General features: G+C 37.0%; 31 protein-coding genes. 18 read left to right on the top strand and 13 right to left on the bottom strand.

Annotated features, from left to right (window positions below):
• Nucleotides 1-4: 4 nt before the first annotated feature.
• Nucleotides 5-1096, bottom strand: coding sequence for an AI-2E family transporter (locus K5G00_RS13080; RefSeq protein WP_238766602.1), 1092 nt, complete (start codon nucleotides 1094-1096; stop codon nucleotides 5-7).
• A 384-nt stretch (nucleotides 1097-1480) separates the two neighbouring features.
• Here K5G00_RS13080 and K5G00_RS13075 point away from each other — a divergent pair, with 384 nt between their 5' ends.
• The 3 genes from K5G00_RS13075 (at nucleotide 1481) to K5G00_RS13065 (ending at nucleotide 7590) form a co-directional block, all read left to right on the top strand.
• Complete coding sequence (locus tag K5G00_RS13075) at nucleotides 1481-1732, top strand: DUF7218 family protein (RefSeq protein ID WP_238766601.1); 252 nt, start codon at nucleotides 1481-1483, stop codon at nucleotides 1730-1732.
• 154 nt (nucleotides 1733-1886) lie between these two features.
• A complete protein-coding gene (locus K5G00_RS13070; protein WP_238766600.1) occupies nucleotides 1887-3713 on the top strand; it encodes a BamA/OMP85 family outer membrane protein in 1827 nt (608 codons plus the stop codon).
• Between the two features lie 4 nt (nucleotides 3714-3717).
• The gene (locus K5G00_RS13065; RefSeq protein WP_238766599.1) at nucleotides 3718-7590 is read left to right on the top strand and encodes a translocation/assembly module TamB domain-containing protein; all 3873 of its coding nucleotides are present in this window, start codon (nucleotides 3718-3720) and stop codon (nucleotides 7588-7590) included.
• 323 nt (nucleotides 7591-7913) lie between these two features.
• Here the strand turns inward: K5G00_RS13065 and K5G00_RS13060 are convergent, their stop codons facing one another.
• Nucleotides 7914-8405, bottom strand: coding sequence for a hypothetical protein (locus K5G00_RS13060; protein ID WP_238766598.1), 492 nt, complete (start codon nucleotides 8403-8405; stop codon nucleotides 7914-7916).
• 326 nt (nucleotides 8406-8731) lie between these two features.
• On the opposite strand from K5G00_RS13060, the gene K5G00_RS13050 reads away from it, so the two are divergent.
• The gene (locus K5G00_RS13050) at nucleotides 8732-9418 is read left to right on the top strand and encodes an OmpA family protein (protein WP_317235546.1); all 687 of its coding nucleotides are present in this window, start codon (nucleotides 8732-8734) and stop codon (nucleotides 9416-9418) included.
• A 48-nt stretch (nucleotides 9419-9466) separates the two neighbouring features.
• Nucleotides 9467-10099: a porin family protein gene (locus K5G00_RS13045; protein WP_238766597.1), complete on the top strand. Its 633-nt coding sequence runs from the start codon at nucleotides 9467-9469 to the stop codon at nucleotides 10097-10099.
• Here K5G00_RS13045 and K5G00_RS30340 read toward each other — a convergent pair.
• Nucleotides 10096-10302: a hypothetical protein gene (locus tag K5G00_RS30340; protein ID WP_449566826.1), complete on the bottom strand. Its 207-nt coding sequence runs from the start codon at nucleotides 10300-10302 to the stop codon at nucleotides 10096-10098. The two genes, K5G00_RS13045 and K5G00_RS30340, sit on opposite strands and share 4 nt — an antisense overlap.
• A 311-nt stretch (nucleotides 10303-10613) precedes the next feature.
• On the opposite strand from K5G00_RS30340, the gene K5G00_RS13035 reads away from it, so the two are divergent.
• Nucleotides 10614-11453, top strand: coding sequence for a universal stress protein (locus K5G00_RS13035; RefSeq protein ID WP_238766596.1), 840 nt, complete (start codon nucleotides 10614-10616; stop codon nucleotides 11451-11453).
• Between the two features lie 64 nt (nucleotides 11454-11517).
• Here K5G00_RS13035 and K5G00_RS13030 read toward each other — a convergent pair whose 3' ends face one another.
• The 8 genes from K5G00_RS13030 to K5G00_RS12995 all read right to left on the bottom strand — a co-directional run bounded on the left by K5G00_RS13030 (nucleotide 11518) and on the right by K5G00_RS12995 (nucleotide 16457).
• Complete coding sequence (locus K5G00_RS13030; RefSeq protein ID WP_158862293.1) at nucleotides 11518-12003, bottom strand: DUF456 domain-containing protein; 486 nt, start codon at nucleotides 12001-12003, stop codon at nucleotides 11518-11520.
• 73 nt (nucleotides 12004-12076) lie between these two features.
• On the bottom strand, nucleotides 12077-12895 hold the full coding sequence (locus K5G00_RS13025) for a CPBP family intramembrane glutamic endopeptidase (RefSeq protein ID WP_238766595.1): 819 nt from the start codon (nucleotides 12893-12895) through the stop codon (nucleotides 12077-12079).
• A 76-nt stretch (nucleotides 12896-12971) separates the two neighbouring features.
• On the bottom strand, nucleotides 12972-13493 hold the full coding sequence (locus tag K5G00_RS13020; protein ID WP_238766594.1) for a GtrA family protein: 522 nt from the start codon (nucleotides 13491-13493) through the stop codon (nucleotides 12972-12974).
• A gap of 73 nt (nucleotides 13494-13566) precedes the next feature.
• Nucleotides 13567-13983, bottom strand: a complete 417-nt coding sequence (gene arfB, locus K5G00_RS13015) for an alternative ribosome rescue aminoacyl-tRNA hydrolase ArfB (RefSeq protein WP_158862287.1) — start codon at nucleotides 13981-13983, stop codon at nucleotides 13567-13569.
• A 1-nt stretch (nucleotide 13984) separates the two neighbouring features.
• Nucleotides 13985-14659, bottom strand: a complete 675-nt coding sequence (locus tag K5G00_RS13010) for a Crp/Fnr family transcriptional regulator (RefSeq protein WP_238766593.1) — start codon at nucleotides 14657-14659, stop codon at nucleotides 13985-13987.
• 69 nt (nucleotides 14660-14728) lie between these two features.
• Nucleotides 14729-15616 carry a helix-turn-helix domain-containing protein gene (locus tag K5G00_RS13005; RefSeq protein WP_238766592.1) on the bottom strand — a complete coding sequence of 296 codons (888 nt, stop codon included), beginning with the start codon at nucleotides 15614-15616 and terminating at the stop codon, nucleotides 14729-14731.
• Nucleotides 15617-15625: 9 nt separating this feature from the next.
• The gene (locus K5G00_RS13000; RefSeq protein WP_238766591.1) at nucleotides 15626-15778 is read right to left on the bottom strand and encodes a DUF1348 family protein; all 153 of its coding nucleotides are present in this window, start codon (nucleotides 15776-15778) and stop codon (nucleotides 15626-15628) included.
• A 124-nt stretch (nucleotides 15779-15902) separates the two neighbouring features.
• Entirely contained in the window at nucleotides 15903-16457 is a 555-nt protein-coding gene (locus K5G00_RS12995) for a carboxymuconolactone decarboxylase family protein (protein WP_238766590.1), read from the bottom strand.
• Nucleotides 16458-16719: 262 nt separating this feature from the next.
• Here K5G00_RS12995 and K5G00_RS12990 point away from each other — a divergent pair, with 262 nt between their 5' ends.
• The 12 genes from K5G00_RS12990 (at nucleotide 16720) to K5G00_RS12940 (ending at nucleotide 23120) form a co-directional block, all read left to right on the top strand.
• Nucleotides 16720-17073, top strand: a complete 354-nt coding sequence (locus K5G00_RS12990) for a NifB/NifX family molybdenum-iron cluster-binding protein (RefSeq protein ID WP_238766589.1) — start codon at nucleotides 16720-16722, stop codon at nucleotides 17071-17073.
• 19 nt (nucleotides 17074-17092) lie between these two features.
• Nucleotides 17093-17443 carry a thioredoxin family protein gene (locus K5G00_RS12985; protein ID WP_158862275.1) on the top strand — a complete coding sequence of 117 codons (351 nt, stop codon included), beginning with the start codon at nucleotides 17093-17095 and terminating at the stop codon, nucleotides 17441-17443.
• A gap of 137 nt (nucleotides 17444-17580) precedes the next feature.
• Entirely contained in the window at nucleotides 17581-18501 is a 921-nt protein-coding gene (locus K5G00_RS12980) for an NAD(P)/FAD-dependent oxidoreductase (protein WP_238766588.1), read from the top strand.
• A 73-nt stretch (nucleotides 18502-18574) separates the two neighbouring features.
• Nucleotides 18575-18994 carry an OsmC family protein gene (locus tag K5G00_RS12975; RefSeq protein WP_238766587.1) on the top strand — a complete coding sequence of 140 codons (420 nt, stop codon included), beginning with the start codon at nucleotides 18575-18577 and terminating at the stop codon, nucleotides 18992-18994.
• 10 nt (nucleotides 18995-19004) lie between these two features.
• Nucleotides 19005-19427 carry a thioredoxin gene (trxA, locus tag K5G00_RS12970; protein WP_238766586.1) on the top strand — a complete coding sequence of 141 codons (423 nt, stop codon included), beginning with the start codon at nucleotides 19005-19007 and terminating at the stop codon, nucleotides 19425-19427.
• A 478-nt stretch (nucleotides 19428-19905) separates the two neighbouring features.
• On the top strand, nucleotides 19906-20460 hold the full coding sequence (locus K5G00_RS12965; protein ID WP_238766585.1) for a GNAT family N-acetyltransferase: 555 nt from the start codon (nucleotides 19906-19908) through the stop codon (nucleotides 20458-20460).
• Nucleotides 20461-20544: 84 nt separating this feature from the next.
• Nucleotides 20545-20820, top strand: coding sequence for a hypothetical protein (locus K5G00_RS12960; RefSeq protein ID WP_238766584.1), 276 nt, complete (start codon nucleotides 20545-20547; stop codon nucleotides 20818-20820).
• A 90-nt stretch (nucleotides 20821-20910) separates the two neighbouring features.
• Nucleotides 20911-21414, top strand: coding sequence for a cupin domain-containing protein (locus K5G00_RS12955; RefSeq protein ID WP_238766583.1), 504 nt, complete (start codon nucleotides 20911-20913; stop codon nucleotides 21412-21414).
• 133 nt (nucleotides 21415-21547) lie between these two features.
• A complete protein-coding gene (locus K5G00_RS30180) occupies nucleotides 21548-21754 on the top strand; it encodes a sulfatase-like hydrolase/transferase (protein WP_262921358.1) in 207 nt (68 codons plus the stop codon).
• 8 nt (nucleotides 21755-21762) lie between these two features.
• Complete coding sequence (locus K5G00_RS12950) at nucleotides 21763-22350, top strand: sulfatase-like hydrolase/transferase (protein WP_262921357.1); 588 nt, start codon at nucleotides 21763-21765, stop codon at nucleotides 22348-22350.
• Between the two features lie 145 nt (nucleotides 22351-22495).
• A complete protein-coding gene (locus K5G00_RS12945; protein WP_238766582.1) occupies nucleotides 22496-22915 on the top strand; it encodes an alkaline phosphatase family protein in 420 nt (139 codons plus the stop codon).
• 46 nt (nucleotides 22916-22961) lie between these two features.
• Entirely contained in the window at nucleotides 22962-23120 is a 159-nt protein-coding gene (locus K5G00_RS12940) for a hypothetical protein (protein ID WP_238766581.1), read from the top strand.
• A 102-nt stretch (nucleotides 23121-23222) separates the two neighbouring features.
• Here the strand turns inward: K5G00_RS12940 and K5G00_RS12935 are convergent, their stop codons facing one another.
• Nucleotides 23223-24803 carry a M61 family metallopeptidase gene (locus K5G00_RS12935; RefSeq protein ID WP_238766580.1) on the bottom strand — a complete coding sequence of 527 codons (1581 nt, stop codon included), beginning with the start codon at nucleotides 24801-24803 and terminating at the stop codon, nucleotides 23223-23225.
• A gap of 79 nt (nucleotides 24804-24882) precedes the next feature.
• The gene (locus K5G00_RS12930; RefSeq protein WP_238766579.1) at nucleotides 24883-26082 is read right to left on the bottom strand and encodes an ABC transporter permease; all 1200 of its coding nucleotides are present in this window, start codon (nucleotides 26080-26082) and stop codon (nucleotides 24883-24885) included.
• Nucleotides 26083-26119: the final 37 nt, after the last annotated feature.

The raw sequence follows: 26119 nt of genomic DNA, 5'->3' as shown, positions 1-26119 counted from the left end.
AAAATTATTTTTTTCTTTTCCACAATTTTTTGAAACTAACACGATACTTGTCAACTCCCCTGTCACTAATCAAAAAAGCATAGGGCTTTAACTCATCGATATTTCGCATGATTACTTTTAATATGGCGAGTGTAGGGACAACTATCAGCATTCCTGCTATTCCCCATATCATGTTGGCAACCAAAAGGCTGAGGATGATTGCCAACGGATTTATTTTAATGCTGTTACCTACAATGTTGGGGGTCAGTAGATTGTTCTCAGTAAACTGGACAACGATAAATAATACAGCAACCTTAAGCAGGGTTGAAAAGGGGTCAGGAACAGTGAACAGTACATAACTAAATGGAATTAAAAAGCCGAGAAATGTTCCTGCGTATGGAATCAGATTTAGAAGTGCAGCTAATATCCCAAAAATCAGGGCATGTTTTACTCCAATTATATAAAGCCCGGTTGAGTTTAAAATGGCGAGAATGGCAACAACAATAAACAGACCTCCTAAGTATCGGGTTGTTACGGTAGATACCTCTCGCAAAATATGTAGCGTCTTTTCTCTTTTTTTCCTTCCAACAACACGAAATATAAAATGGGCCGATTTCGTTCTGTAAAAAAGAAGAAAAAAAGTAAAAACTGGTAGGATTGCAATTTGAAAGATAGTTGTTGTGGTTGCTGCAAATAAATTCCCCAGTTGTGTCTCCCAGGAAGAGAAAAAATTGTTTGAGAACCGGTCCACATAATGGTCCATGGCTCCGGCATTCATGCCAAGTTTACTTTCTAAAATCAGTTTTAATGAATCTGCTTTCGTTTCAAAATTTTCTTTTAGCTCTGCAAGGTCGATAGTCATATTCGAAAGTTTTGCCGATAAAAAAAGAGCTACACTTCCAATAATTAGTATCGCAACCAGTATTACAAACAAAATGGCAATCGCCCTGTGAATTCCCAGTTTTTCTATTTTCCATGAAACAGGATAAAAAAGATAGGAGAAAAACACGCTTATTGCCAAAGGAATTAATATACTTTTTGCAGTAATAATCCCTGCAAGCAGAATAGTGATGATAAATAAAACTAACGTAAAACGGATAAGTCGTTGATTTTCCATATGCTGAAACTTTGTTTGAAATAAAGAAAGAATTGTGCCAGGCATTCAGCGGAAGTTCCCGGGGAGATAACCAGATGCGGTTTTTGGGAGTTACTTCAGGGGTGATGGTAAATTAATTTGCCAATGTTTGGTAAGGTAGTTTAAGAAAATGTTGATAAGACTTATATTGAAAACTTCTTTGAGAAGGTTTAATTTGTTAAGGAGAATTGTGAAATATGAATGGGGAATTTTATCTACATAATACGAAAATCAGTTTCGTAAATTCCACAGTTGTATGTGGTCTGGAGTTCCCGTTATTCAAAGAATTCAAGCATGTTGTTTGCTTACATATTTTTGGCAATATTTTTTCATTGTTAGTTTACGTCGAATTTAAACATTACAGTTATGCCACAGAAAAATAGTATCCCTCAGGTTAAAAATGAAAAACAATATGAGGCATTAAGAGATAAAGGCTACAGTAAAGAAAAAGCAGCCAGAATTGCCAATACACCGGACTCCGGAACAAAAGGCGGAAAAAGTAAAAAATATGAAAAATGGACAAAAGAAGAACTTTATAAAAAAGCAGCCAAAATAGGTATTTCAGGAAGAAGTAAAATGAACAAAAACGATTTGATACACGCACTTCGGAATCATTAAATACTTTGTATTTTGTGGTTTTTTTGAAAAAAGTGTTTAAATGCCGAAATTTGAAAAAAAACTCCGGTTAAAACAAAGTCTTCAATTTTAAGTTAAATAGAAACTGAATTTTATTTCTGTAACACACGGGAATAGTTTTGAAATAAATATCAATATGCTTCGTCGCTTACTTTTTTTAATTTTTGTTTTTTTGGGCTGTATTGTTCAAATGCAGGGACAGGAAAACTATGAAATCAGAAAGATTTCTTTTAAAGGCGATAAATCACTGGAAGAGAGTTTTTTGCTGGAGAGGATGGCGTTAAAAGAGGTTTCCGGTTTTCAGAAATTAATTACAAGCGATGAACCCCCGCTTTACAACAAGGAACTTATTGAGCTGGATCTGGAAAGACTTAAAAAGATATACCAGCGCGAAGGTTTCATCGATGTAACAGTTTCAGCCGAACCACCTGATGTTAACGACAAAAAACAAATCGTAAAGCTAAAGTTTATCATTGAAGAAGGAGAGCCCGTTCAGGTTGATTCAGTTTATCTGATAATGGTTGAAAACAAGCAACAAATAAATGTCGATTCTTTAAAAGAAAAGGCGATAAAAAAATTACAGCTAAAAGAGGGAAAACGGTTTCGCGATGAGGCTCTTCAGGAAGATGTAGCGTATGTCGAGAATATTTTCAGAGATTTGGGGCATGCGTATGTGAGTGTTAGTTATGAGCTTGGTTTGAAACCTAACAAAAAAACAACATCAATAAGATATAAAATTACACCCGGTCCGGTATGTAACTTTGGAGAAACTACAGTTGCAGGAAACAAACATGTTTCAGAAACATTTATTCGAAAACAGTTTGAGTATGAAGAAGGAGAATTATATAATAAGTCGTTGTTAACTGAAACCCGTCAGTCTCTTTATCATCTTCAATTGTTCCGTGTTGTTTCCGTTTTGCCGCAAAAAGATCCGCAAACCCGGCAAAGCCCCATTCCGGTGAAGTTATATGTAGAAGAGGCACCGCGTGTGGATACAAAATTTGGTGTCGGTTACGGGACAGAAGATAAGTTCCGGACGTTTGTTGATTTTAGTTACCTTGGCTTTTTCGGCACTGCCCGGCGTATTAACCTGTATGCAAAACACTCTGCTCTTGAACCCTATTATATAAGCTTAAAATGGACACAACCGCAAATTTTGAATAAAAACGGATCGGTTTCTCTAAATCCATTTATTTCAAGCAACTCGGAGCCTGGTTACAATACACGGACTTATGGAGTTAATGTGCCGCTCACATACAATTTTAACAGCCGGCTGAATTCGACGCTTACCTATTATCTTGAAAATGTTGAACAGGAAATAGAAGCCGGAGATCCGGATTTTGAGGATACTGAAAGTGAGAAGTTTCCATACAATAAATCGGGTATGCTGTTAAGTACCGTCTTTTCTACAGCCAGACCTAAATTTTCTCCGGAAAGCGGCGTGAGTATGTCGTTTGGATTTAAGTTTAACGGTTATGTTTTTGGTGGCGATTTTAGTTACACTCGTTTATGGGGCGATATTAGAACCTACCAGAAAATCGGGGACTGGATACTTGCGTTGCGGGTTATGGCGGGAGGAATAAATTCTTCCAACGAGAACGGTTTTATTCCGGTTGAAGACCGTTTCTATTCGGGAGGGAGTAATTCTATTCGCGGTTGGAATCGATCAGAATTGGGACCAAGACGAGAAAGTGGTTCACCGCTTGGTGGTAAAAGTATCATCGAAACAAATATCGAGTTGCGTTATCCTTTGTTTTGGAGAATTAGCGGAGTTGCTTTTTTTGAAGGTGGAAATGTTTGGACGGGGTCGTACCAGTATAAGTTAAATGATTTAGGATATGCTGCCGGCGGCGGAATAAGGGTTGAAACACCAATCGGGCCGGTTCGCTTTGATGTGGGGCTACCGGTTTGGAATCAAAAAAGAAGCCCCCAGTTTTTTATTAGTGTTGGACAGGCTTTTTAAACAAATGAAGAATTTTTTCAAATATGGGCTGCTTATTTTGGGATGGTTAGTTGCGGGAATCATTCTTTTAATTGTTATTGCCGGTGTGTTACTGCAAACTCAGCCTGTGAAAAAGAAGATTGCATCTGTCGCACAGGAAAAAGTATCCGACGTTTTAAAGGGTGATATTACAATTGGTAAATTAGATGGGAATTTTTTTACAAGCCTTTCTTTAGAAAATATTTTATGGCTGAATGAAAGTGATACGATAGCTTTTATTCAACAATTTGATGCCAGATATGAGTTAAGGCCTCTTTTGAAGAATAAGCTACTTGTTCACAGCGCACATATTTCAAATCCGTATTTTTACCTAAAACAAAATAAAGATTCAACTTGGAGTGTACAAAATCTGGTTGAACAGACGGCAGGTGATAAAAGCACCGAAAAGTCTTCGGACAGTTTTAATATAGTGATTTCAAATTTTGAAATCGAAGAAGGGAATGTGAAAATCGACGCGTTGGACACAATAATTCCTCAAAGAATAAATCATTTGAATACAAGGTTGGACTTAAATTATTCGTCAGAAAGCCAAAATTTGATGTTGAATAATCTTTCATTTTCCACCGCAGAGCCAACGCTCACTCTGGAAAAACTTTCATTTAATGCTGAACGAAATTCCAACAAAATTAAAATGGAGGATTTTTATTTAAAAACGGCCAATAATAAGTTGGAAGCGAGCGCCGACTATGTTCAGGATACGTTGTTAAACGCGACAGCCGATATTGAAAGTGCACCTTTACATCTGAACGAATTTGAATTTTTCCTTCCGGGGCTGACACTTCCGGCCTCGCCAACTTTAAATATCTCAACCAGTGTGAAAGAAGGGCATCTGGAAGCAAAAATTATTTTGGCTGACAAAGATCAACAGATTGATCTTTTGATAAATTCAGAAAATTTTGCTCAGTTTTTAAATGATACCAAAACGATACTCCTGCAATACGATGTTGAAGGAACATTTCAAAAGATAGATCTTGCGCACTGGTTGGGCGACCCTCAGTTGGATTATCTTGTAAATGGCCGGCTTCAGATTAAAGGGAAAGGAACAGACCCTGAAACTGCTGTTATTTCACTAAATGGAGATTTCAAAGATTGTATCATAAAAGAAAAACCGGTAGATAAATTATTGGCTTCTCTGCACCTCAAAAACGGAAATCTGGATGGAAAAGTAGAAGGAGAGGGAAATTTTGGAACGATAAATATTACCCCTGAAATAAAAGATTTACAGGGAACACCCTCTTACCGGTTAAAACTGATAACCCGGAAATTTAATTTGGCCGAAATTACCGGGAACGACAGTCTTCAGTCGGATATAAATTTAATTGCACAGATTGAAGGTGAAAGTTTTGATCCTAAAAAAATCCGGGCCAACTCAAATTTAAATTTATCAAAGTCCCGGTTTCAGGAAGTGGTTCTCGATACTTTGGTTGCTCAAGCCCGATATCAATCTGAAAATATTCAAATCGATTCGTTGTGGACAGAAACACAAACCGTTAAACTAAATGCATCGGGGAATTATAATATGGAAGGAAATTCTGACTTGATATTAAAAGCCAGCTTTACAGGTCTTGAGGAATTTGCCCGGTTTATTCCTACAGAACAGGTTTTTGCAGAAGGGGAAGTTAATGCCCGTTTAAAGGGAATAACTGATTCTTTAAATGTAGAAACAATGTTAACCTTACAAAACGTTCAATATGATGGTTTAACAACTGAAAAAATAGCAGTTACAGTCAACGGACAGCTAACTCAACGAGATACCACTCTTAATGCCAGTATTATAGCAAACAAATTCAGAGCAGGAAAATTACTTCTCGATTCAGTAAATTTTGATGTTGACTATTTAACTGATTCTCTTTTTGTTGACGGAAGAGTTTCAGGCGACAATGTGAAAACAAATTTGACGGCTGGAGTCAATTTGGGAAAATCGCAAAAGATAAGCGTTGAAGACTGGGCAGTAGATTACAAAAACCAGCATTTTGAACTTCAAAATCCACCGGCCGTTTTTGAATTGGATTCTTCCCAATACAAAATTTCAAATTTTAAGCTTACTTCTAACCTTTCCGATTCTGCTCAATATATTATGGCGGATGGTCTGATATCCCGGGATGGCAAAGAAGATTTTCGTATGGAAGTAGCAAATATCAATATACAGCGACTTTTGGAAATGTTTGAGATAGATTTTGCTGCTTCCGGAATATTAAACTTAAAAGCAGATTTAAAGGGCACGGCAAAATCACCCCTGTTGACGGGGAGCTTTTCGGTTGACAATGCAACTTTGAATGAATACAGGTTTACCGATTTTAGTGGTAATATTGGGTTGAAAGAACGGAAATTGAGCACTGATATAAACATTATTCCAACCAGGGAAGGTCGATTAAAACTAAATGGTGTATTTCCCGTGCTGGCAGAGTTGGATAGTATGAAATTCAACCTTAATCCTAAAGATTCTCTTGATGCAAATCTGATTGTGGAACAGTTTCCTCTGGCCGTTTTACAAAACATTAAAATCGCAAAAAATATTGAAGGTTATGTAGAAGGAAATGTTGATGTAAAAGGAACACTCGAAGCCCCCGACCCAAAAGGAAATTTTCATTTGGTAGATGCCTCGCTGGAGGTGCCCGAATATGGAATTGATTATGAAGAGCTTTCTTTAAATATTGAATTTTTCTCTGAAGCGGTTAAGCTCGATTCGTTTTATATAAAAAGTAAAGATGGGAATATGAAAGCAAGTGGAACCATCGATTTTAACACAGCATTTTATAAAGGTGATATTAGCCAGTCGGAAATAAATGTAGAATTTAATGATTTTAATCCGGTAGATCACAGGCAATTTAATATGCAGCTGTCGGGAGATGCAAATCTGCAGGGGAAAAAAGGGGAGGTGGTTTTTAGCGGCGATCTGAACATCCCTGAATCAGAAATTTACTTGCCGGCTATTTTTAATATGATGGGCAGAATGAACGCCCCGGAAATACCCGATCCGATTTTGGTGCGTGAGATGAAGAATATGCAGCTCTATGAAGATTCGATCAAATTTGTTGGCGACACCATTCAAACCGATAGTTTTGATTTTTCTTATCTCGACAATTTTACCGGAACACTTAATTTAAAAATCCCCAAAAACTCCTGGATTAAAAATAAAGATATGCACATAGAAATATCGGGGGATGTGGAGCTAAGAAAAAACAAAGATTTTTTCGAACTATTTGGTTCGGTTGATGTGGTGCGGGGGCAATATGATTTACTGGGGAAAACTTTTATTATCGACGACGGAACAATTGGTTTTCAGGGCGGGGAAGAATTGATGCCCCGTATTGATATAACCGCTTCCTATACATTTCGAAATTCAGAAAGGGCGCAACAAAAACTGACAGTTCAGGTTTCAGGTACAGCTGAAGAACCAAATGTAAATTTCAGTTTGGATGGCGGCAATGTGAGCGAGGGGGATGCACTTTCATACATTTTGTTTGGGAAAAGTATGGATGAACTTAGTATAGACCAGCAACAAAATGTGGCTGGGGCCGGAAGTCTGGCCGGAACAGCTGCTGCAGCAATTTTATCATCGCAGTTAAATAATTTTTTAGGTGAAAACCTGGATGTGGATTATATAGAAATTAAAAGTGACGGTGATTTTGATAACGCAACTGTAGTAGTGGGAAAATACATTACAAATGATCTTTTTGTGAGCTATGAACAACGTTTTGGCGAAACCGATGAAAAAGAAATGGCGAAATATGAAGTTAAGCTGGAATATGAACTTTTTAAATTTCTTTTTCTTCAGCTTAACAACTCTTCCAACGACAGCGGCTTTGATGTAATATTCAAACTTAATTCGGAATAATATTCCTTTTTATTCTCGTGAATCTTTATTTGACAGGCAACGAAAAAATCCTTCGGAGTGTTTTTTTAATCTCTTTTATTTTAATCAAAATGTAGTTGTTAACGGGTTGATTATATGTGGATACAAGTAGTTGGTGCGGCATTGTGGCTAAAAGGTTTCGGAGTAGTTCAGGAGAAATATTGTATTTTAATCTCGAACAGATATTATGACTTTTTGAATATCCCGAATAACCCTTAAGAAGAAACTTTTTTTAAGAAAAAAGGGGGCTCAATGGAACCCCCTCGCTTTGTAATTATATGGTTAATATAACCATTGCTCATCGCTTAAAAAGCGATTTTAATTCCTATTCCCGGGTCAGGCGAGAAGAAAACTCCTCCTTCACTAACAATTTCGATGTATGGTTTTAGTCCAATATCAAATGCAATGGGAACATCCGGTATTTTATATTCCAGACCGATTACACCGTCAATACCAATCCCAAAGTCTCCGTCATCAATACCGTGCGGATGGTTGTACCACGATGCTCCATATCTTCCGTCAAAATCATCGCCATAAAATGCAACATGGCCTCCAACACCATAAAACCAATTTAACCCGGGTTCGTTAAAAGCCATTTGATTTTTCTCCCATAGTCCGGTTAAACTTACGCCGTCGTGCCAGAAACCCACAATACCTTCAAATGCTGAGGCTCCGTTGTTTTTTTTCAGTGTAATACCGGAAGTCCCCCCTGAGCGGAGCCCGATTGCAAAATCATATTGAGCCATTACAACTCCCGTACTTAAAATCATCAGCGTAACTAAAACGATTTTTTTCATAATAATTTTTTTAATGTTTTGGGATTGCTCAGCCAAATTCCCGACCACAATATCAATTGTTTGTATTTTTTGTTTTTAAATGTCTGTTTTTTAGGTTTTTAGTTATTTTCCGAGAATGCGCTTCATTTGTTTCATTCTTGTAGACTATTAACCTCAATGTGTGGATTCGTTTTACCAAGTCCACACCAGAAAATACAACAAGGAATATATTGGTTTTTGAATTTAATATGTTGGTTTTCAGTTCGTAGGATTTGGAGGTTAAATGTGTTTCTTGAGTTGGCATAATTGTTCGCTGGTATTTAGCAGATTTTCAAAATTTAAATGATATGAAAAAATGCAAAAAAACAAACAAAGTTATTCTGCCGGTTTTTTTATCGGTTGTTTTTTTATTCGTTTCGTGTAATACAACCAGAACCTTAAAAGGCGGAGCAATTGGTGCCGGTGCCGGTGGTGCAATAGGTGGAGTTATTGGCTCAAAATCAGACAACACAGCCAAAGGAGCTATTCTGGGGGCTGTAATCGGCGGTACAGCCGGTGCATTAATCGGAAATTATATGGATAAACAGGCAGAGGAACTTGCCCGGGATTTGGAAGGTGCCCAAATTGAAAGAATTGGAGAGGGAATCAAAATTACTTTTGACTCCGGGATTCTTTTTGGTTTCGATTCGTCGGAACTAACATCTACTTCAACAACCAACATTACGGAAATGGCACAAACGCTTATTAAATATGATGATACAAAGATTATTATCGAAGGTCATACCGATAGTAAAGGAAGCGACAGTTATAACCAGGATCTTTCGGAAGAACGTGCAGCCTCTGTTGCCGATCTGTTAAAAAGTAAAGGCGTTGCCGGAAACAGAATATCAGAAGTTGGATACGGTGAAGAGATGCCGGTTGCCGACAATGAAACGGAACAGGGCAGAAGCCTGAACAGAAGAGTTGAAGTAGCCATTTTTGCCAATGAAAAATTAAAACGTGCTGCTGAAAGGGGAGACCTTGATAACTCGTAAAAGAACATTTCAAGTAAAAACAAACACATTAAAACAACAACAGAGAATATGAAAAAAATAGTTATAATTACGTTATCAATCATTTTGATAAGTGGTACAGCATTATATGCTCAGGAATCGCAAAGTGGGATTAAAGGAGGACTTAATCTGTCGAGTTTAACCACCGATGGGAACAATGATAAAAATCTGAAAACCGGCTTTCATGCCGGTGTATATACAAAAATCCCGTTGAGCGAGAGTTTTGCCATTCAACCCGAACTTATGTATTCGGGTAAGGGCATAAAATTAAATTACGACGAAAGTGCATTTGCCGATGGAGAAACAAAATTCAATCTCAACTATATTGATTTGCCGGTAAAACTGGTATTTAATCTTTCTGAAGATTTTGAATTTCAATTTGGTCCGTATGTGGGTTACCTTATAAATGCGAATGTGGATACCAATGCCGAAGTTCTCGACTTCTGGAACATTGAATCAAACGACGAACTTAACCGGGAACACTTTCACTCATTGGATTATGGATTGACTGCCGGACTTGGCTTTGACCTTGAGCCTTTAATTTTAGGATTTAATTACAACCTGGGGCTCAATCAGGTGGCAAAAGATGATGATGCCTCTTATGATATTTTGGGTGATGCGAAAAATTCGGTAATCCAGGTGTACGTTGGAATGAAATTTTAACCCGAAAAATTTATAGTTATGTTACGTTTAGCCATTATCTTTTTCATCATTGCAATTATTGCAGCCATATTTGGTTTTGGTGGAATAGCAGCAGGCGCTGCAAGTATAGCAAAAATCGTTTTTTTCATATTTATTATTTTGCTGCTTCTCTCTGTTATAGCAGGTGGAATACGCGGTTTTAAATAGGAAAAGGTATTTTTCATAATCAAATTTTATAAGTTTGGTTGATGGGAAGCTGAAATTTTAGCTTCCCATTTTTGTTTCTCACACTATTCTTATTTACATAAAAACACAATCGTTTGCTCATAATTTTGTGGCATTACATCCACAGGTCAACAAGAAATCTACACTACTTAAAAAGGTTATATTTTCCCGATTTTGCGGATACTTGTTTATAAAGTATTGAAAAACTGCTTGTTGTGTTTTGTTGGATTTTTATTTGAAGATTACAACCTGTAATAGAACGAAATTTGCAATTGAAACAGATAGAGTAGAACGATTTAATAAAACAACCATGAAAAAAATAGTCTCAATAATTTATTCTTTTGAAAATGTAGAAAAAATAGCTGACTATTCAATAAAGTTAGCTCGCGATTTAAATCGTGAACTGGAATTTTTACATGCAACCGAATCTAAAAATGTCAATTGGGATCCCACCATTACAAAATACAATTCACTAAGTAATGTTGCAGAGGGTGAGAATGATTTACTGGTTAAAGAGCGGACACGTATTTTGCAAAAATTACTTCATGTAAAAAAAGTTTCGTTAGATTATGATTATCCGGTTCATTTTACTGTTGTACCGGGTTCTGTTTCGGTCGTTGCAAAAATGCTTCACGAAAGAGATGATGTGGAAATGGTAATTGTGCCCTTCACAACAAAAAACAGAATGGATGTTGTAGTTTTTGAGATGATTGACGATTTGGATTTGCCGGTATATACTTTCCCGCTTGATGAGGAGTATCACAAAATTAAATCCATAGTTTATGCTTCCGATTATCAGAAACAAGATGTAAAAATACTCAAACGAATTGCGCGACTGGCCAAAAAGTTTACTGCGTCGGTAACTGTATTTCATGCACTAAAATCAAAAGAGTTTGATGCTGAGCTTAAAAGGAACGGGCTCCAGGAAGTGGTGAATAAAAAGATTGATTTGAACGATATGAAGGTAGAACAGGAAAAAGCCGGTAGCCCGGCAAAAGGCATCCGCAGATTTACGCAAAAATCGTATGCCGATTTGGTTGTTTTATTAAAACAGAATAAGAATTTTTTTAAAGAAATTTTTGGCAGAAGCACAACCAAGGAAATACTAAACGATATTGATACGCCGGTACTAATATATCATCAAAAATAGTTGGTTGTTTATTTGGTCAGTAATGAAAAAAGGGTTTCCGGAGGTAGATTCGCGAAATCCTTTTTTAGATCGAAACCACCAGTTCTCGAAAAAAATACCATGTCATCATTCCGGAGGTGATAAGTTTTAGCAGTGTTCCCGCTAAAAAACCAAGGAAAGAGCCGAAGCCGGATTTTAACGCTGCACCTGAGTCTTTTCCAGCAGTTAACTCACCAACCACTGCGCCAACAAACGGGCCGATAATAATTCCGAATGGCGGGAAAAAGAACAAACCAATAACCAGCCCTATGATACTGCCCCAAACACCGCGTTTACTTCCACCAAATTTTTTTGTTCCCCAGGCGGGGATAATATAGTCGAGTGCATAAACGACAGCAGTTATAATGGCCCATATTACCAGAAAACGGGATGAAAACTGGTATCTTTCTGTAAAATGAAGGAGGAGTAGGCCGATATAGCTTAAAGGAGGTCCGGGAATAATAGGGAGTACACAACCAAGAATTCCACTGATTATCAAAATGACTCCCAACCCAATTAAAACATAATCCATAATTGTAAATTAAATTTCCGGTAAAAATATTTTTTTGAATTGTACTGTCATTTTTATTTCGGTAAACACCGGATTATTTTCGGTTATCTTTTCTCCATTTTATACTGAGCAGGAAAATGAGAATCACCGAAAGCGCAACCACAAGGCCGCTGAGATACATAAATTCTTGTTTTTCGAGCAAATATATCGCGTGGGCGCTTATTTTTTCCCAGTAGGTTATTGTGAGCAGCACCAGTAAATTGTTTATAGAATGGCCCAGAATTGAAAGGACAATGTTATTTGTCCGAATCATAATCCATCCCAAAAGAAGGCCTAAAATAAATGTTGCGGGCATCTGCCACGGATTTAAATGGTATAAGGAAAACAATAGCGCTGACATAAAAACAGCCACAAAGGCATTGTAATTGCGTCGCAATCCCTGTAAAATTATTCCTCTAAAGATAAGTTCTTCTACCACAGGGGCCACCACAGCTACCTTTATGAACGCTCCCCACCAGCCAAAATCACTGTCGAAAATTTTACTGAACATTTCCCAAAACCACACGGGTGCAGGAATCATTTTTTCTACCCATGCATTCACGTCATTCAGGAGATTTTGTATTCCCCAGAAAAAAGTAGCAATAGGAATAAGAATCAGCGGGTTAAACATTTTTAGCGGAAATACTTTCAGGAAAGGTGCTTTGGACTTTTTAAAACCGTAAATCAGTATAAAAAGTGTAGAGCCAACGCCAAGTACAATCTTTTTTACCGGATTGTAGAGGTATTCCGTGTCCTTGTAATAATCGACTAGAGCAAGCGGAAAATCTACAATGGTTTGAATAAACATGTAGAGGATAAGTAAATGAATGGATTGCAGAATTGTTGGATAATATTTTTGTCTCACTTCATTCATTTATTTTACTGCTGTATTTATTGATTATGTAAATAAATTAAACCTAAAAATGTTCAGATTAAAAATAGTAAAAATGTCAATCGGGTACATTTTCAGCAGCCAGAATTTTGTTGGTTTTAAAAGAAAAGTAGCGTTGGATAATGTAGCTGTACACAACTACAATAAAAGTGGTTACTCCTTTAGCTAAAGTTGCATACATTCCGGCCACTTCCACAAATAGTTTCAGAAAAATATAATTTAATAAAACAGATCCGGCTACTGAAACACCATATCTAAAAAGCTGAATACGACCACGTAATTCAGAGGCTGTGAAAGTTATATATTTTGCCAATAAAAACCCGGTAGTAAAAGTTATGGGGAAAACCATTAAAAATGCTGCAATGTGCGGACTAATGGCAACAAATCCCAGATCGACAATTTGCATTTGTAAAACAAAATGATAAAAAACAAAATACAGGAAGATATCAAACAAGGTGTTTGCTCCACCCGTAGCTGCATACCTGAAAATTTCGATGGGGATAAATTTAAAAAAAGGGAAATAAAACCAATCGATAATCCGGATTATCAGATCTCTAACTTTGTTAAAAAAATAACTCATAAATAGTAACTGCCCCGTTTAACGTCGTAAAGAAACCAAATTCCGGGTAATAAATAAAAAAATGGAGCAATATTTATATTTCCGGTGGTTTTCTGAGCTGTTTTTTTTGTGCATTTATTTTTTTCTTTTCAAGCCGTTTTTGTTTCGACCCTGCAGTTGGACTGGTTTTTATTCTTTTCTTTTTTGGAGTTAAAGCATTTTTTACCAGTAAGATAAAGCGTTCGAATACCTTTTTCCTGTTGGCCAGTTGTGAACGCTCCGACTCTGAGAAAAGTAACAATTCGCTTTCCGAGTTTATCCGGTTGCCCAGTTTTTGGCGGATGAGGTCTTTTTCTTTCTCTGAAAATACAGAAGATTCATTTACCGGGAAACGAAGTTCAACCCGGGTATTTACTTTGTTTACATTTTGTCCGCCGGGGCCGCTACTCCGCGTGGCTGAATAAGTGCATTCATTTTCGAGGCGTTTTATTATTTCTTCCGAAAAAATCATATCATCCGTTTTTACTTATCGATTCCAGCTTTTCCTGATTAAGAATCGAAATATCTTTACCTTTTAGTTGTATGATTTTTTCTTTTTCAAATTCCTTTAAAAATTTGATGGCGCTTTCGGTAGAAATAGAAGCAAAATCGGCAATTTCCTGCCGGGTAAGAAATTTAAAAACATTTTCTTTTAAAAATTCTTCTTGTGAAAGATAGAGTAGGGAGGAAGCCAGTTTTCCGCGCATTTGTTTATAGGAAACATTTTTTATTATTTCAAAAAGATGCCTTTCGTTTCGATAGTTCTTTGATGTTATTTCAAGCGCAAATTTCGGGTTTTCTAACAGTAAATCTTTCAATGTCTCTTTTTCAATCATACATATCTCGCAGTCGGTTAGGGCCTGTGTTGAATAGGTATGGATGTTTTCACCAAAAATGGAAGAAAAAGCGAGAAAGTCGCCGGCTTTGGCAAGGCTAATGTTAATCTGCTTTTCAACGCCGGTTTGCAGGTAGACTTTAACCAGCCCTTCAACAACATAAATTACATAAGGCGCAAAGGCACCTTGTTTAAAAATATTTTCACCTTTCAGATAAGAAACCCGGGTTTTGTTTTCGTTCAAAACCCTGCTTTGAACCAAATCCATTTCTTTAATCGGATTCGGTGTGGTTATATTTTCAGAGTCCTCCATAATTCCGGTTTTGTTTACCTAGTGCAAAATTATGAAAACCTTTAATATATTGGTATAAATGCCCTTTTTTTAAACTAGAGCTGACTTGTTAAAGCCGACTGTTTCTCTGTATGTTTGTGGTGAAACAGTTGCATTTTTTTTAAAAAAACGGCTAAAATAGTATTCGTCGTCATACCCTAATTCGAAGGCAATTTCTTTAACCGTTTTATTGGTTAGATACAATTCCCTTTTTGCTTCAATAATTATTCTGTCGGAAATGATTTCGGTTAATGTTTTATTAAAATGCTTTTTTGTGATTTTAGCCAGGGCTTTCGGGCTTATGGTTAGTATTTCCGCGTAGTCGCTGGGGCTATGTTTGGTTTTATAGTATTCTTCAATACTGTTTTTCAGGCTTTGTAACACAAAAGGTTCATTTGTTTGTATGTTTTCATTTTTAATTAAATCCGGGTACTGTGCAGCTTTATGCCGAGAGGCTGTGATAAGAAAAATTTTTAAATAAGAAACAAGCGACTCGTACTGTGCCAGTTCAGTTTGTTGTAATTCTTCTTTTATTTGGCTAACCAGAATTTGCAGTTTATTTTTTGTTTCTTCCTGAATTTTTACAAAAGGAGGATCATAAATATTATTAAATAAAACACCATGACAGGCAATTTCTTTATGGTGTTTGTGAATGCAGAAAAAATCGGAATGAAAATGAATAACTGTGGCTGTTATCTCTTTTTCTGCCGACAACAAAAACGGTTGGTAAGGAGAAAAAGCAAGCAATAAACCTTCCTTAATGTTGTATTCGCTGAAGTCGGCTTGTAATGTTCCTTCTCCCTGATGTATCCATATCAGCGAATAATAATTTAAACGTTGAATATGGTCGAACGGGTTAGTACCGTCAACAGAATAAAGTTTAAAAGCAAGGTTCCCGGTTTGGTGGTTAATAAGCGTGTGGTTACTTTTTTGTATCATTTTTTTAGATTACTGGTGTCTGTTGATTTTGTTTATTTCGAAATCAGCGATACTGGCATAACGTTTTCTCATTAATTCGTGTTCATTAAACGCCCACATTTTGTTTCCATACGCCCTGAACCATTTTCTGTTTTTTTTTGATTCCTGGTCATTTTCATCCATTTGAGCTTTTAGAAGAGTTGTTTCTTCATTAAATAGGGGTAATGGACGTTTGTTTTCATAATTTTGATATTAGATTGAGTAAATGAAGAGAAAGGCAGTTCTATTTGCCTTTCTCTGATTTTATTTAAGCTGCCGCAGTTTCAACTAACGACGATTTTGGAAAGTCTACTTCCACTTCAATTGCGTTATTAAAATAGTTTGTGAAAATGTTCAAAGCGGTGTGGGCAATAATTTCTGTTACTGCGGCGTCGGAATATCCTGCATTTTTAACTTCGTTAATATCATCGTTGCTAACACGGCCTTTGGCAGCCACTAATTTTCTTGAAAAACGAAGTGCAGCTTCGGTTTTTGGATCTGCTGATTTTCCTTCTTTTGCCAATTCAAGTGTTTTTTTGTCGATCCCTACCAGTTTTTCACCGATAAACGAATGAGCTGCATTACAATACTCACAACCATTTGCGTTTGCTACCGAAATGGCAATCAGTTCACCCAATCGGGAACCGATTGTACTTTTTCCAAGTTGCTCACTAAAATTTAAGTAAGCGCCTAACACTGCGGGAGAATTTCCCATGGTTCGCATCATGTTCGGAACCATCCCCAGCCTGGCTTCAATTCCTTCAAATAATTCTTTTGATTTTCCTGTTGTTGTTGTCGGATTTAGTGCTTCAATTCTTTGCATTTTTTACATTTTTAAATTCTGGTCAAAATTGACATTGCAAAGATTTGCAAACCTCGTATATGGAGAAATGGATGATTTTCGCTGATTAATGGACAATTTTTGAGTGATGTATTGCTTTGTTTTTCAGATTATTTATTCTGAGAACTTTCGTTTCGTAGGAAAAAAACCATAAAATTTCAGTTTTTAACCCGTTTTCTTCCACCGTGTTTTTATCGTTTTTCATTTGGAGCCCAGTTAACTTTGTATCAGAAAAATTAAACAAATGAAAAAAGTAGCCATACCGGTAACAAATGATCAGTTAAGCGAATTTTTCGGGACGTGTAACCACTACAAAGTTTTCGAGATTGAAAAGAAGGTTTTAAGGAGTTATGTTTTGGAAATTCCTACTGAAACCGACATTATGGAATTACCCGGCTGGCTGAAAGAAAAAGGCGTTACCGATGTTATCACTTTTCGGGTGAATCGGAAAATTATATCGCTGTTTGCTTCCCGCAAAGTGAATTTGTTTGTCGGCGTTCCGTTGGGAAATCCAAAGCACTTAATCGACAAATATTTGGAGGGAAGATTAGAATCGGACAAAAGAATTATAGCAGAAATAACACAAACAGAATATTAATTATTAAAGATTTAAAATCATGAAATTATTACAAACAGGTTTACATGAATTTGAAACCGCAGCAGAATTGGAAAGTTTTATCAACGAAAATGAAAATGTAATGGTATGCTGTGGTCGGATGGGGCCAATGTGTTTGCCGGTTTACGATGTAATGGAAGAGCTGGAAGACGAGCGTGAAAACGTGAAATTTGCAGTAATGGCATTTGACAATCCTGAAGCAGCTGTAATTCGCAACGCTCCTGAATGTCGTGGTTTTATGGGGTTGCCGTTTACCATGTATTATAAAAATGGTGAAGTAGCTCATGCAACCAGCAGCATACAGAATATGCAGCAGGTAACCGGCATTCTTGATGAAAAATTTGGAGAATAAAAATTATCATAAGGCTGTTCTGGTTCATTGGAAGGGAGTGAGGCTTTGTTGGTTTTTGATTTAGTTTAGTTGTTTTTGATGTTTTTAATTGGGTAGATACAAAGTTTTCAGGACAGCCTTATTTAATGTTTTACACGATGGATGAAGTTTTTGATGTGATAATAGTTGGAGCAGGAGCTGCCGGTTTAACTGCCGGGATTTATGCTTCACGCGCCAAACTTTCAACGCTTATTTTAAACGAAGGTGCAGTTGGAGGACAAATGGTATTAACCGAAGAAATTGCCAATTATCCGGGCGTTCCGGCTACCAAAGGTTATATGCTCGCCAACACGATGAAACAGCAAGCCAAAAGTTTTGGCTGCAAAATAAAGTCGAATATAAAAATTACAAAATACAAGCTTGAAGGTGAAGTAAAGGAAATTGAACTGGAGGACGGGAGATCGTTTAAAGGAAAATCGGTGATTTTAACACCTGGAGGGCGACCGCGTTCTTTAAACATTGAGGGTGAAGGCGAATTCAAAGGAAAGGGGATTTCGTATTGCGCAACCTGCGACGGCGATTTTTTTACCGGAAAGGAAGTAGTGGTCGTTGGCGGCGGAAATTCTGCTTTGGAAGAAGCGGTGGCTTTAACAACTTACGCAACAAAAGTTACCATTGTCCACCAGTTTGATCATTTTCAGGCATTTGAACACGCAGTTCAGGAAGCAAAAAAGAATCCGAAAATTGAATTTATCATGGAATCGGAACTGCGCGGATTTTATGGAAATGGTCTGTTGCAGAAAGTAGCAATTGAGCATTTGCCTAGTGGCAAAACTTCAGAATTAACTACCGACGGCACATTTATTTTTGTGGGTTATCAGCCGAATACCGAAAGTATAAAAGGCCTGGTAGATTTAAATGAACGTGGCGAAATTGTTGTCGATTCCGGTATGAAAACCAGTGTTGACGGTGTTTTTGCTGCCGGCGATTGTATTACAAAACGTTATCGGCAGGTGACTACAGCTGTAGCCGATGGAACCATCGCTGCATTAAGCGTTTCAGAATATTTAAGGAATTAATAGTCAATCAAATTTTAGTTTTATAAAGAACGGTGTACTTTTGTGCGCTGAAGATTCGAAAGGAAAAAAAGATATGGCAAAGCAGGAAATTAAAATAAACTGGCTGGAAAACATGGCCTTTGAAGCCGATGTGAGCGGACATAAAATTACGATAGATGCTGGTAAACAGGTGGGAGGAGAAAATCGCGGCCCCCGGCCAAAACCATTATTGATGGTTGGCCTTGCAGGTTGTACTGCAATGGATGTGATTTCTATCCTGAAAAAAATGCGTATTGAACCCGAAGAATTTAATGTTCGGGTTGAAGGCGATGTTACTGAAGAACATCCCAAACAATTTGAAAGGATGAAGGTTATTTATGAGTTCAAGGGCGAAAATTTGCCGATGGAAAAATTACAGAAGGCAGTAAGTCTTTCAGAAGAGAGATACTGCGGAGTAAGCGCAATGTATAAAAAGGCCATTGAAATGACTTCTGAAATTGTAATTCTGAATTAAAAATAAAAATATGTCGACAACATTAATCATTATCGTTGCTGTTATTGCTGCTCTGGTGGGGCTAATAACGTTTAACTATTTTCGGATGAAAAATGCAAAACCGGTAGCCAATAGCAAAAAAATTAAAGTTTTGGGGAATAAAAATTTTAAAACGGTAACCCGCAGAGGAGTAGTACTTGTTGATTTTTGGGCTCCCTGGTGCGGACCATGTAAAATTATTGCTCCGGTTTTAAACGATATTGCTGACAGCGAAGATAATGTTACGGTTGCCAAAGTAAACGTTGACCAGCAACAACCGCTGGCAAAAAAATTTAAAGTACGTAATATTCCGACTCTGGTGGTTCTAAAAGACGGAGTGGAAATACACCGTTTTGTTGGGGTGAAAACCAAACGCGCCATCATGAAAGAAGTAAATGCACTGATGGCAAGCTGATAAAAAGAATCAATTAATCATAAAAGTATACCGTCTTTCCGTTGTGGAAAGGCGGTTTTTTGTTTTATTTGATAAAGTTGCCACTCCGAATCACAAATCCCCGATGTATAAAAGTTCAATCTGGCCGGCCCCAATGTTTGTTTATTTATTATCGTTTTTGTGAATAATATCTGTTTTTAAGAAGTTAAAACCCATAATGGAGTGATGAGCTGCCAGCAAAAAAAGCAACAAAAAGAAGTAAAAAATAATGGATTATTTATCCGGTAAAATAGGCAGGATATATGCCATGACAAGTTTTTTTTAAAAAAAAATCGTTACAGACTCAATTTCAGGTAGATAAGGCGGCGTAAAATGGAGAGAATCCGAGTTTTTGATGGCAGTTGCAAAAAACTGCGCTGGATTGTTATTTTTCTGAACGGACAGCAAATGATAGACTATTAACAAGATACCGGAGACAAATCAGACATTATTACGACCATTGAAACAAGGAGATTATGATATCCTGAAAGAAATAAGCGGAGATACTGGTCTATGGACTTATTTTACAAATGATTTGTCAGACCAGGATGAACTCAAAAATTGGATTGAGGCTGGTGTAAAGGAAACAAAAATTAAAAAGAGGATCGTCTTTTTAATCGTTGACAAACAGACAAATTCCGTTGCCGGCTCAACCAGCATTGGAAATATTTCAAAACGGGATAAGCGGATTGAAATTGGTTGGACATGGCTTGGCAGAGAGTTTCAGGGAAAAGGTGTAAATGAAGCGGTTAAATATTTGCTTCTGAAATATTGTTTCGATGAACTAAATTGTGAGCGTGTTGAATTTAAGACTGATATTTTGAATAAACCGGCAAGAAACGCATTGAAGCGAATAGGTGCTGTTGAAGAAGGGGGTTTGAGAAGTCATACTTTAATGACACATAAGAGAAGGCGAGATACAATTTATTATAGTATATTGAGGCACGAATGGAAAGAAATACAAATGAAAAATAATTTTCTGGGAAAATGGGATTTAATCCCCGATAAGTCGTAGTACGAGCGGGGAACTCCTCCTTTAAAAGCAACTTATGAATTCAGACAAAGCAAGAATAATGGTTTCGAAGTTTTTATAAATTGGATGGATGAGGAAGGAAAAGAGTTCGAGGTTGAATACCAAACTGTCCCGGACGGGCAGAGGAAAAAGTACGAAAATCCGCAGGTAGCAGACGAAGTGATGAGTGAGTTTGAATCGGAATTTATTTTGAATTCTTATACTTTCAAAGGCGAAAAGGTGATAGCTTTTGCGTCAAGGATAATTGAAAGTGAGGTAAAAATGAAAGTTATTCAACGCTTTTTTACAGCGGAAGGGAAACATTTTGATAATATTCAGTATTACCAAAAAGCTGCTTTATAAGATTACCTTGTTAAACAGTAAAATTTTTAGGTGTGTTGTGAATATCAAAAAATCTCGAAATAAAAATCCATGAAGTTTAAATAGGAAACCATGGCAAAAATTTTAAAAGCAAATCAAAGAGAATATCTGGAAAATCCAAATAAGATTGATAATTACAAGATATTTACAGATAGTTCGCGGGAAAAAAATGGCATAAAACCTGAAAATCTGAATTTTGATTTGAGAAAATTGAATCCCGATCAATATTCCGCTCCCTACCATTTTCACCGATTTGCAGAAGAACTTTTTATGATTATTTCCGGCTCAGCAACATTAAGAACTCCCGATGGATTGGAGATTGTAAACAGCGGAGATTTGATTTTTTTTGAAAAGGGAGAAACAGGGGCTCATCAACTGTATAATCATACTTCAGAGTCGTGTGTTTACTTAGACATAAGAACCTATAACGGCTATGACATAGCTGAGTACCCTGATTCCGATAAAATATTGTTGGCACCGTCATTCGAAATTTTTGACAAAAATGTGCAAGCGGATTATTTTGATGGTGAAAAGGGGATAAAAGATATATGGAATCAGCTTCGAAATAGAAAGTAAAAAAGTCGCTGTTAATTCATTGAAATTTTTTACAGAGAGGTTCAGTACTTGATTTATGTTTCTGGATTTTCGTGTAATATATTGATATATAGTGGAATATGTCTTGGGTGCCATGTTTAATAATAGAATATCGATGAAAGTTATTTTGCTTTTAGTAACAGCAGTTTTTCTTCAAAGTTGTAGCTTTAGCGGGAGTGCTCAAAAGGTGAAACAACCAAATGTTTTAATTATTCTGGACGACGATTTGAAATATGCTGATGTTGGGTTTCATAACAGCGACATTAACACACCAAACATAGACAAGCTGGCGTATAGTGGAGTAAGACTTGAAAATTTTTAGCCTGCCCGATGTGTACTCCAACGCGTGCAGGATTGATGACAGGACGCTATCCGATCCGCTATGGATTGATGCGATCGGTGATACCGCCATATCGCGGTTTTGGATTGGATCCGAATGAAATTATATTGCCGGAAATGCTTGCCGAGGCAGGCTATGAGCACCGGGCATGCATTGGCAAATGGCATTTGGGACATTTAAGAAAGAAGTGGCATCCCAACAGTCAGGGCTTTACCTATTTTGCCGGCTGTTACAACGGAGCAATAGACTATTTTACAAAGGTAAGGGAAGGAGAAGCTGATTGGCACAGAAATTCGCAGACTATTCATGCGGATGGATACGTAATAGATATTATTGCAGATGAGGCAGTTGGTTTCATCAACAGTGTTCCCGACAAAGAACCTTATTTTCTTTATGTACCTTTTACTGCCCCGCATTCACCTTATCAGGCGAAAGAGGAGGACATTGCCAAATATCCGCATCGCGAAGGAAAACAACGCATTTATGCGGAGATGGTGGATTGTATGGATCAGGCAATTGGCCGAATAATCGATGCTGTCGAAAAACGCGGAGACAGAGATAATACCTTTATTTTTTAGCGACAATGGAGATGTTAAAAATGTAGGCGATAACTCACCAATGAAGGGAAATAAATTAACTGTTTACGAAGGAGGCATTCGTGTTGTTGCCGCAGCTCACTGGCCCGCCGGCGGTGTTAGCGGAGGCAAAATTATACATACTTAAATGGGGTACATCGACATTTTTCCTACGTTAAAGGCTATTACTCAGGGTAAAACAACAAATGATAATGAGTTTGATAGTATAAATGTTTTAGAGAATATGAGAGGGAATGGTAAGAATGTTGAGCGCAAGTGGTTTGCATATTTAGATCAAAACGTTGAAAAAAGAGAACGATTCGCGGTGAATTACAATAACTGGAAGTTGGTTCTGGAGCGCGATGCCCAGGACAGAGTATCCCGATGCGGAGCATTAAATATGCTTTTTTATTTTGATTCCTTGAATATTGAAAGCAACGATGTTAAAGAAGAGAACCCAAAACTTTTAAAAGAACTTCTGCAAGCTGTTGAAACGTTTTCAGACACAAAATCAGACCATCAGATTTCCAGATATAATGTCGGGAAATCCGGATTCACGGCTCCCTAAGATTGGATGATTGAAAAGTAAAAATAATACCGGCAAAAGTCTGTTTATGAATATTTATAATATAAGCGGGAGTTCTGTTTTCAGGCTGCAAACAGACAACATAAAAACAATCGTTGATTTTAGTGCTCTGCTTGGTATTTATACTATTATACTTATTGATGGAGCAGGACAAATTATGTTGAACCAGAAAATTGTAAAGCAATAAAAATTAGCCAACAGAGGGGGTATCGGCAATTTCTCCACGAAAAGGCTGATTGGAGGAGAGCATTGTCGGACTATTTGTTTTATTTCATCTTATCTGAAGGATTTATTCCCCAAGCCACGATTTTAAAATGGTTTTCTGGTTTTTGGAAGGATTAGTTACCTGGCTGATTTTAAAAGAGTTTTCCGGGGTTTTTATTAGCTCAAGCCCGGCATATCCCAGGTATTTTTTATAATTAAGTTCTTTTGTGGTATAGATGTATTCAAAAAACGCAGTAAGTGGACTCCCCGCGATGCTTTCACATACCTGTTGAAATTCAGCTTCTGTAAAACCGCGCTTTTGCTTTTGGTAATACTCGCGGTAAACCAGTCTCATTACATCATCAAGTGATTTTTTATTTTGGCTTGCATTTCGAATTGCAAAATCGAGCAACAAACCAACTACCGGTCCTTTTTGGTAATAGGTGATTGAATGGTCTTCTTCGCCCCGGCTGGCGCCAAAGGGACCATCTTCCCAGGTATAATAACTCGACTGGGCTAACGATTGGAAAAATCGTCCGTTGTCGTTTTCTACAGCATTAATTTCGTTTTCGAACCAGGAGAGAAGCGTATTTTTATCTGCTAACCCTGCATGTTTCATTAGCATATTTTGGTAGTATACGGTTAATCCCTCACTAATCCAAAGTTGATTGGTACGGTTTATTTTGTCATAATCAAATGGCCCCAATTCAAAAGGCCGGATACGTTTTACGTTATAATGGTGAAAATATTCGTGTCCGATAAACGATAAAGTACGGTTTATAGCTTCAGTCGTTCTTAATGAATTTCCGTCAAAACTAATGGTTGTGTTATTTAGGTGTTCAATTCCACCCTGTCCGGGGCCAATGGCTATAAAAGTATATTTTTTATACGGAATATCGCCCATCAAATCAGTTGCTGCCTCAACTACTTTTTTTAATTTCTGCATAAAAGAAATTTTATCAAAGTCGCCAAGTTTATAACCAATAAAGCGATGTTCTATTCCCTGAACCGTAAATGAAGGCAACTCTTCCAGGTTTCCAATTAAAATTGGGCAATCGTAAAGAATGTCGAAGTCAGGAGCTGAGAATTCATTGCTCTTTCCATTAATTGTATCCAATCCTGTTGCTATATCACTCCATCCGTTTGCAGGATTTATTTTTACGGAAGCCGGGCATTGTATCAAATTTTCAATATATAGAAAAGTATTGGCCGGTGCAAGGTAAGCATGTTCCGCATCGACAAAACTAAGTGCAACAAAAGACCTTTCAGCCTTTATTTTATAATGAACAGTGAATGCTTTATTTTTTTGATTTGTAATATACCAGCTATTTTCGTTTAGCTTTTGAATGGGAATTTTTTTACCTTTTACCGTAGTCGCATTTATTTCTGAAATGTTGTTGGCATAATCTAAAATTTGATAATAACCGGGCATCCACTTCGGCATTTTCAAAACGATAGTATCTCTATTTATACCACTAACATAAAAATCAACTTCGTAGCTATGACTTTGTGCTTCCGGAACAAAAACCTCGAAATGCAATTTTATTTTCGTTTTTTGCGCTACTGATAAATTTGGGGTTGCAGCCCAGAATGCAGATATCAAAAATATTATTATACTTATGTGTGAACTTATGTTTCTTTCCTGAGATGATGTAGATTGATGCATTTTAAGTGTAGTTTAGACTTTTTTATGCTGGAAAAGTATTAACTTTTTTCAATATTTGTGTAATATGATTCTATTTTTTTTAAGCCTTTCTACTTTTCTTGTCTACTCTTACAAAGAAGTAGACAAGTGTTAGAATAAGGTAAACAACAGCTTGGATATACATAAATACCATCTCTGATTTTATATCCGTAAGACTGACTCCCATTGTTCTTAACCTGAGGTAAGCCGGAATTACCGTTGTGCTCGGCATTAGTTTTGAAAGCGAAACCAGCCATTGCGGAATGGAAGATGCAGGCCACGATAATCCACTTAAAAATAATGCTATTGGTGACAGAAAAACCATAAAAATAAGCGCCGACTCTCGGTGTTTGAATAAAGTGGATACTCCAATTCCAAGAAAAATAGTACTCAAAAGAAAAGGAAACATAAGCATTAAAACATCCGGAATACTTGCTTTGTCAGGATATTTGAACCAATGATGAACCAAAATAATAGCATAAGCAATATTAAAGAGTGAAATGAAAATATATGCACCTGTTTTTCCTGTCAGATACGGAATTATTTCTTTTCTTCTTTTTTGTTTGGGCAGGATAAAGGGTGATGCTTTTGATTCAGAAAATGAGCCTCCCAGTAATCCGATTCCGATTAACAGCGTTTGTTGAAAAATAACGAGAATTACGCCTGGCATTACAAAACTCCCGTAACCTGATGACGGATTGTATAAAATATGTGTGTATGCCGGCAGCGGATCGCTACTTATTTTGGCTTGTTGAAAAGATTGGCCTTCTGCCATGTAGTGTAATAAGGAGATTCCGCCACTAAAATAAGCATTGGAATATGTACTTGCCAAAATGGTATTCCTGTACTTTAGAAAATAACTGGCATCCGCGTAAACAGCAACGTTTGCCTGCTTGCCGGATAGTACATTTTTTTCAAAGTTTTTGGGAATCAGAATTACACCGCTTACTTTGTTTACCATAAACAGATTTTCGGCACTGACTAAATCCAACGGTTTGTAAACAACTTCCAACTCACTTGACGCATCAATCATCACTGTATATTTTCGACTGGCCTCAGAATGATCCTGGTCAACCACCGCTATTTTTGTGTCTGTCATCACTTCATTATAATAACCAATGGAATAAATAATGGGATAAATTACCACGGCTCCAATGAGGATGAGCAAAGCTCCACTGTCGGTAAATATGGTTTTTAATTCTTTGGAAAAATGAATGGCTGTAAGTTGGAATCCGTTGATTTTATTTTGAATTGTTTTCATTGCTTAATTTTTTATAATGTCCGTTTTTATTTTCAGC

It is taken from the genome of Maribellus maritimus (assembly GCF_022267315.1).
In the GTDB taxonomy this organism is placed as follows: domain Bacteria; phylum Bacteroidota; class Bacteroidia; order Bacteroidales; family Prolixibacteraceae; genus Draconibacterium; species Draconibacterium maritimum.
Note: the sequence above shows the minus strand (reverse complement) of the source record. Positions and strands in the feature narration are given on the sequence as shown.

Coding starts and splice junctions, on each gene's coding strand:
- K5G00_RS13045 (WP_238766597.1), top strand. CDS start 9,467: ATGAAAAAAATAGTTATAATTACGTTATCAATCATTTTGATAAGTGGT.
- K5G00_RS12945 (WP_238766582.1), top strand. CDS start 22,496: ATGGGGTACATCGACATTTTTCCTACGTTAAAGGCTATTACTCAGGGT.
- K5G00_RS12940 (WP_238766581.1), top strand. CDS start 22,962: ATGAATATTTATAATATAAGCGGGAGTTCTGTTTTCAGGCTGCAAACA.
- K5G00_RS13010 (WP_238766593.1), bottom strand. CDS start 14,659: ATGGAGGACTCTGAAAATATAACCACACCGAATCCGATTAAAGAAATG.
- K5G00_RS13030 (WP_158862293.1), bottom strand. CDS start 12,003: ATGGATTATGTTTTAATTGGGTTGGGAGTCATTTTGATAATCAGTGGA.
- K5G00_RS13070 (WP_238766600.1), top strand. CDS start 1,887: ATGCTTCGTCGCTTACTTTTTTTAATTTTTGTTTTTTTGGGCTGTATT.
- K5G00_RS12990 (WP_238766589.1), top strand. CDS start 16,720: ATGAAAAAAGTAGCCATACCGGTAACAAATGATCAGTTAAGCGAATTT.
- arfB (WP_158862287.1), bottom strand. CDS start 13,983: ATGATTTTTTCGGAAGAAATAATAAAACGCCTCGAAAATGAATGCACT.
- K5G00_RS12950 (WP_262921357.1), top strand. CDS start 21,763: ATGTGTACTCCAACGCGTGCAGGATTGATGACAGGACGCTATCCGATC.
- K5G00_RS13020 (WP_238766594.1), bottom strand. CDS start 13,493: ATGAGTTATTTTTTTAACAAAGTTAGAGATCTGATAATCCGGATTATC.
- K5G00_RS13050 (WP_317235546.1), top strand. CDS start 8,732: ATGAAAAAATGCAAAAAAACAAACAAAGTTATTCTGCCGGTTTTTTTA.
- K5G00_RS13075 (WP_238766601.1), top strand. CDS start 1,481: ATGCCACAGAAAAATAGTATCCCTCAGGTTAAAAATGAAAAACAATAT.
- trxA (WP_238766586.1), top strand. CDS start 19,005: ATGTCGACAACATTAATCATTATCGTTGCTGTTATTGCTGCTCTGGTG.
- K5G00_RS12975 (WP_238766587.1), top strand. CDS start 18,575: ATGGCAAAGCAGGAAATTAAAATAAACTGGCTGGAAAACATGGCCTTT.
- K5G00_RS12985 (WP_158862275.1), top strand. CDS start 17,093: ATGAAATTATTACAAACAGGTTTACATGAATTTGAAACCGCAGCAGAA.
- K5G00_RS13005 (WP_238766592.1), bottom strand. CDS start 15,616: ATGATACAAAAAAGTAACCACACGCTTATTAACCACCAAACCGGGAAC.
- K5G00_RS13000 (WP_238766591.1), bottom strand. CDS start 15,778: ATGGATGAAAATGACCAGGAATCAAAAAAAAACAGAAAATGGTTCAGG.
- K5G00_RS30180 (WP_262921358.1), top strand. CDS start 21,548: ATGAAAGTTATTTTGCTTTTAGTAACAGCAGTTTTTCTTCAAAGTTGT.
- K5G00_RS12955 (WP_238766583.1), top strand. CDS start 20,911: ATGGCAAAAATTTTAAAAGCAAATCAAAGAGAATATCTGGAAAATCCA.
- K5G00_RS12960 (WP_238766584.1), top strand. CDS start 20,545: ATGGATGAGGAAGGAAAAGAGTTCGAGGTTGAATACCAAACTGTCCCG.
- K5G00_RS12995 (WP_238766590.1), bottom strand. CDS start 16,457: ATGCAAAGAATTGAAGCACTAAATCCGACAACAACAACAGGAAAATCA.
- K5G00_RS12935 (WP_238766580.1), bottom strand. CDS start 24,803: ATGCATCAATCTACATCATCTCAGGAAAGAAACATAAGTTCACACATA.
- K5G00_RS13035 (WP_238766596.1), top strand. CDS start 10,614: ATGAAAAAAATAGTCTCAATAATTTATTCTTTTGAAAATGTAGAAAAA.
- K5G00_RS13065 (WP_238766599.1), top strand. CDS start 3,718: ATGAAGAATTTTTTCAAATATGGGCTGCTTATTTTGGGATGGTTAGTT.
- K5G00_RS13080 (WP_238766602.1), bottom strand. CDS start 1,096: ATGGAAAATCAACGACTTATCCGTTTTACGTTAGTTTTATTTATCATC.
- K5G00_RS30340 (WP_449566826.1), bottom strand. CDS start 10,302: ATGAAAAATACCTTTTCCTATTTAAAACCGCGTATTCCACCTGCTATA.
- K5G00_RS13060 (WP_238766598.1), bottom strand. CDS start 8,405: ATGAAAAAAATCGTTTTAGTTACGCTGATGATTTTAAGTACGGGAGTT.
- K5G00_RS12980 (WP_238766588.1), top strand. CDS start 17,581: ATGGATGAAGTTTTTGATGTGATAATAGTTGGAGCAGGAGCTGCCGGT.
- K5G00_RS12930 (WP_238766579.1), bottom strand. CDS start 26,082: ATGAAAACAATTCAAAATAAAATCAACGGATTCCAACTTACAGCCATT.
- K5G00_RS13025 (WP_238766595.1), bottom strand. CDS start 12,895: ATGAATGAAGTGAGACAAAAATATTATCCAACAATTCTGCAATCCATT.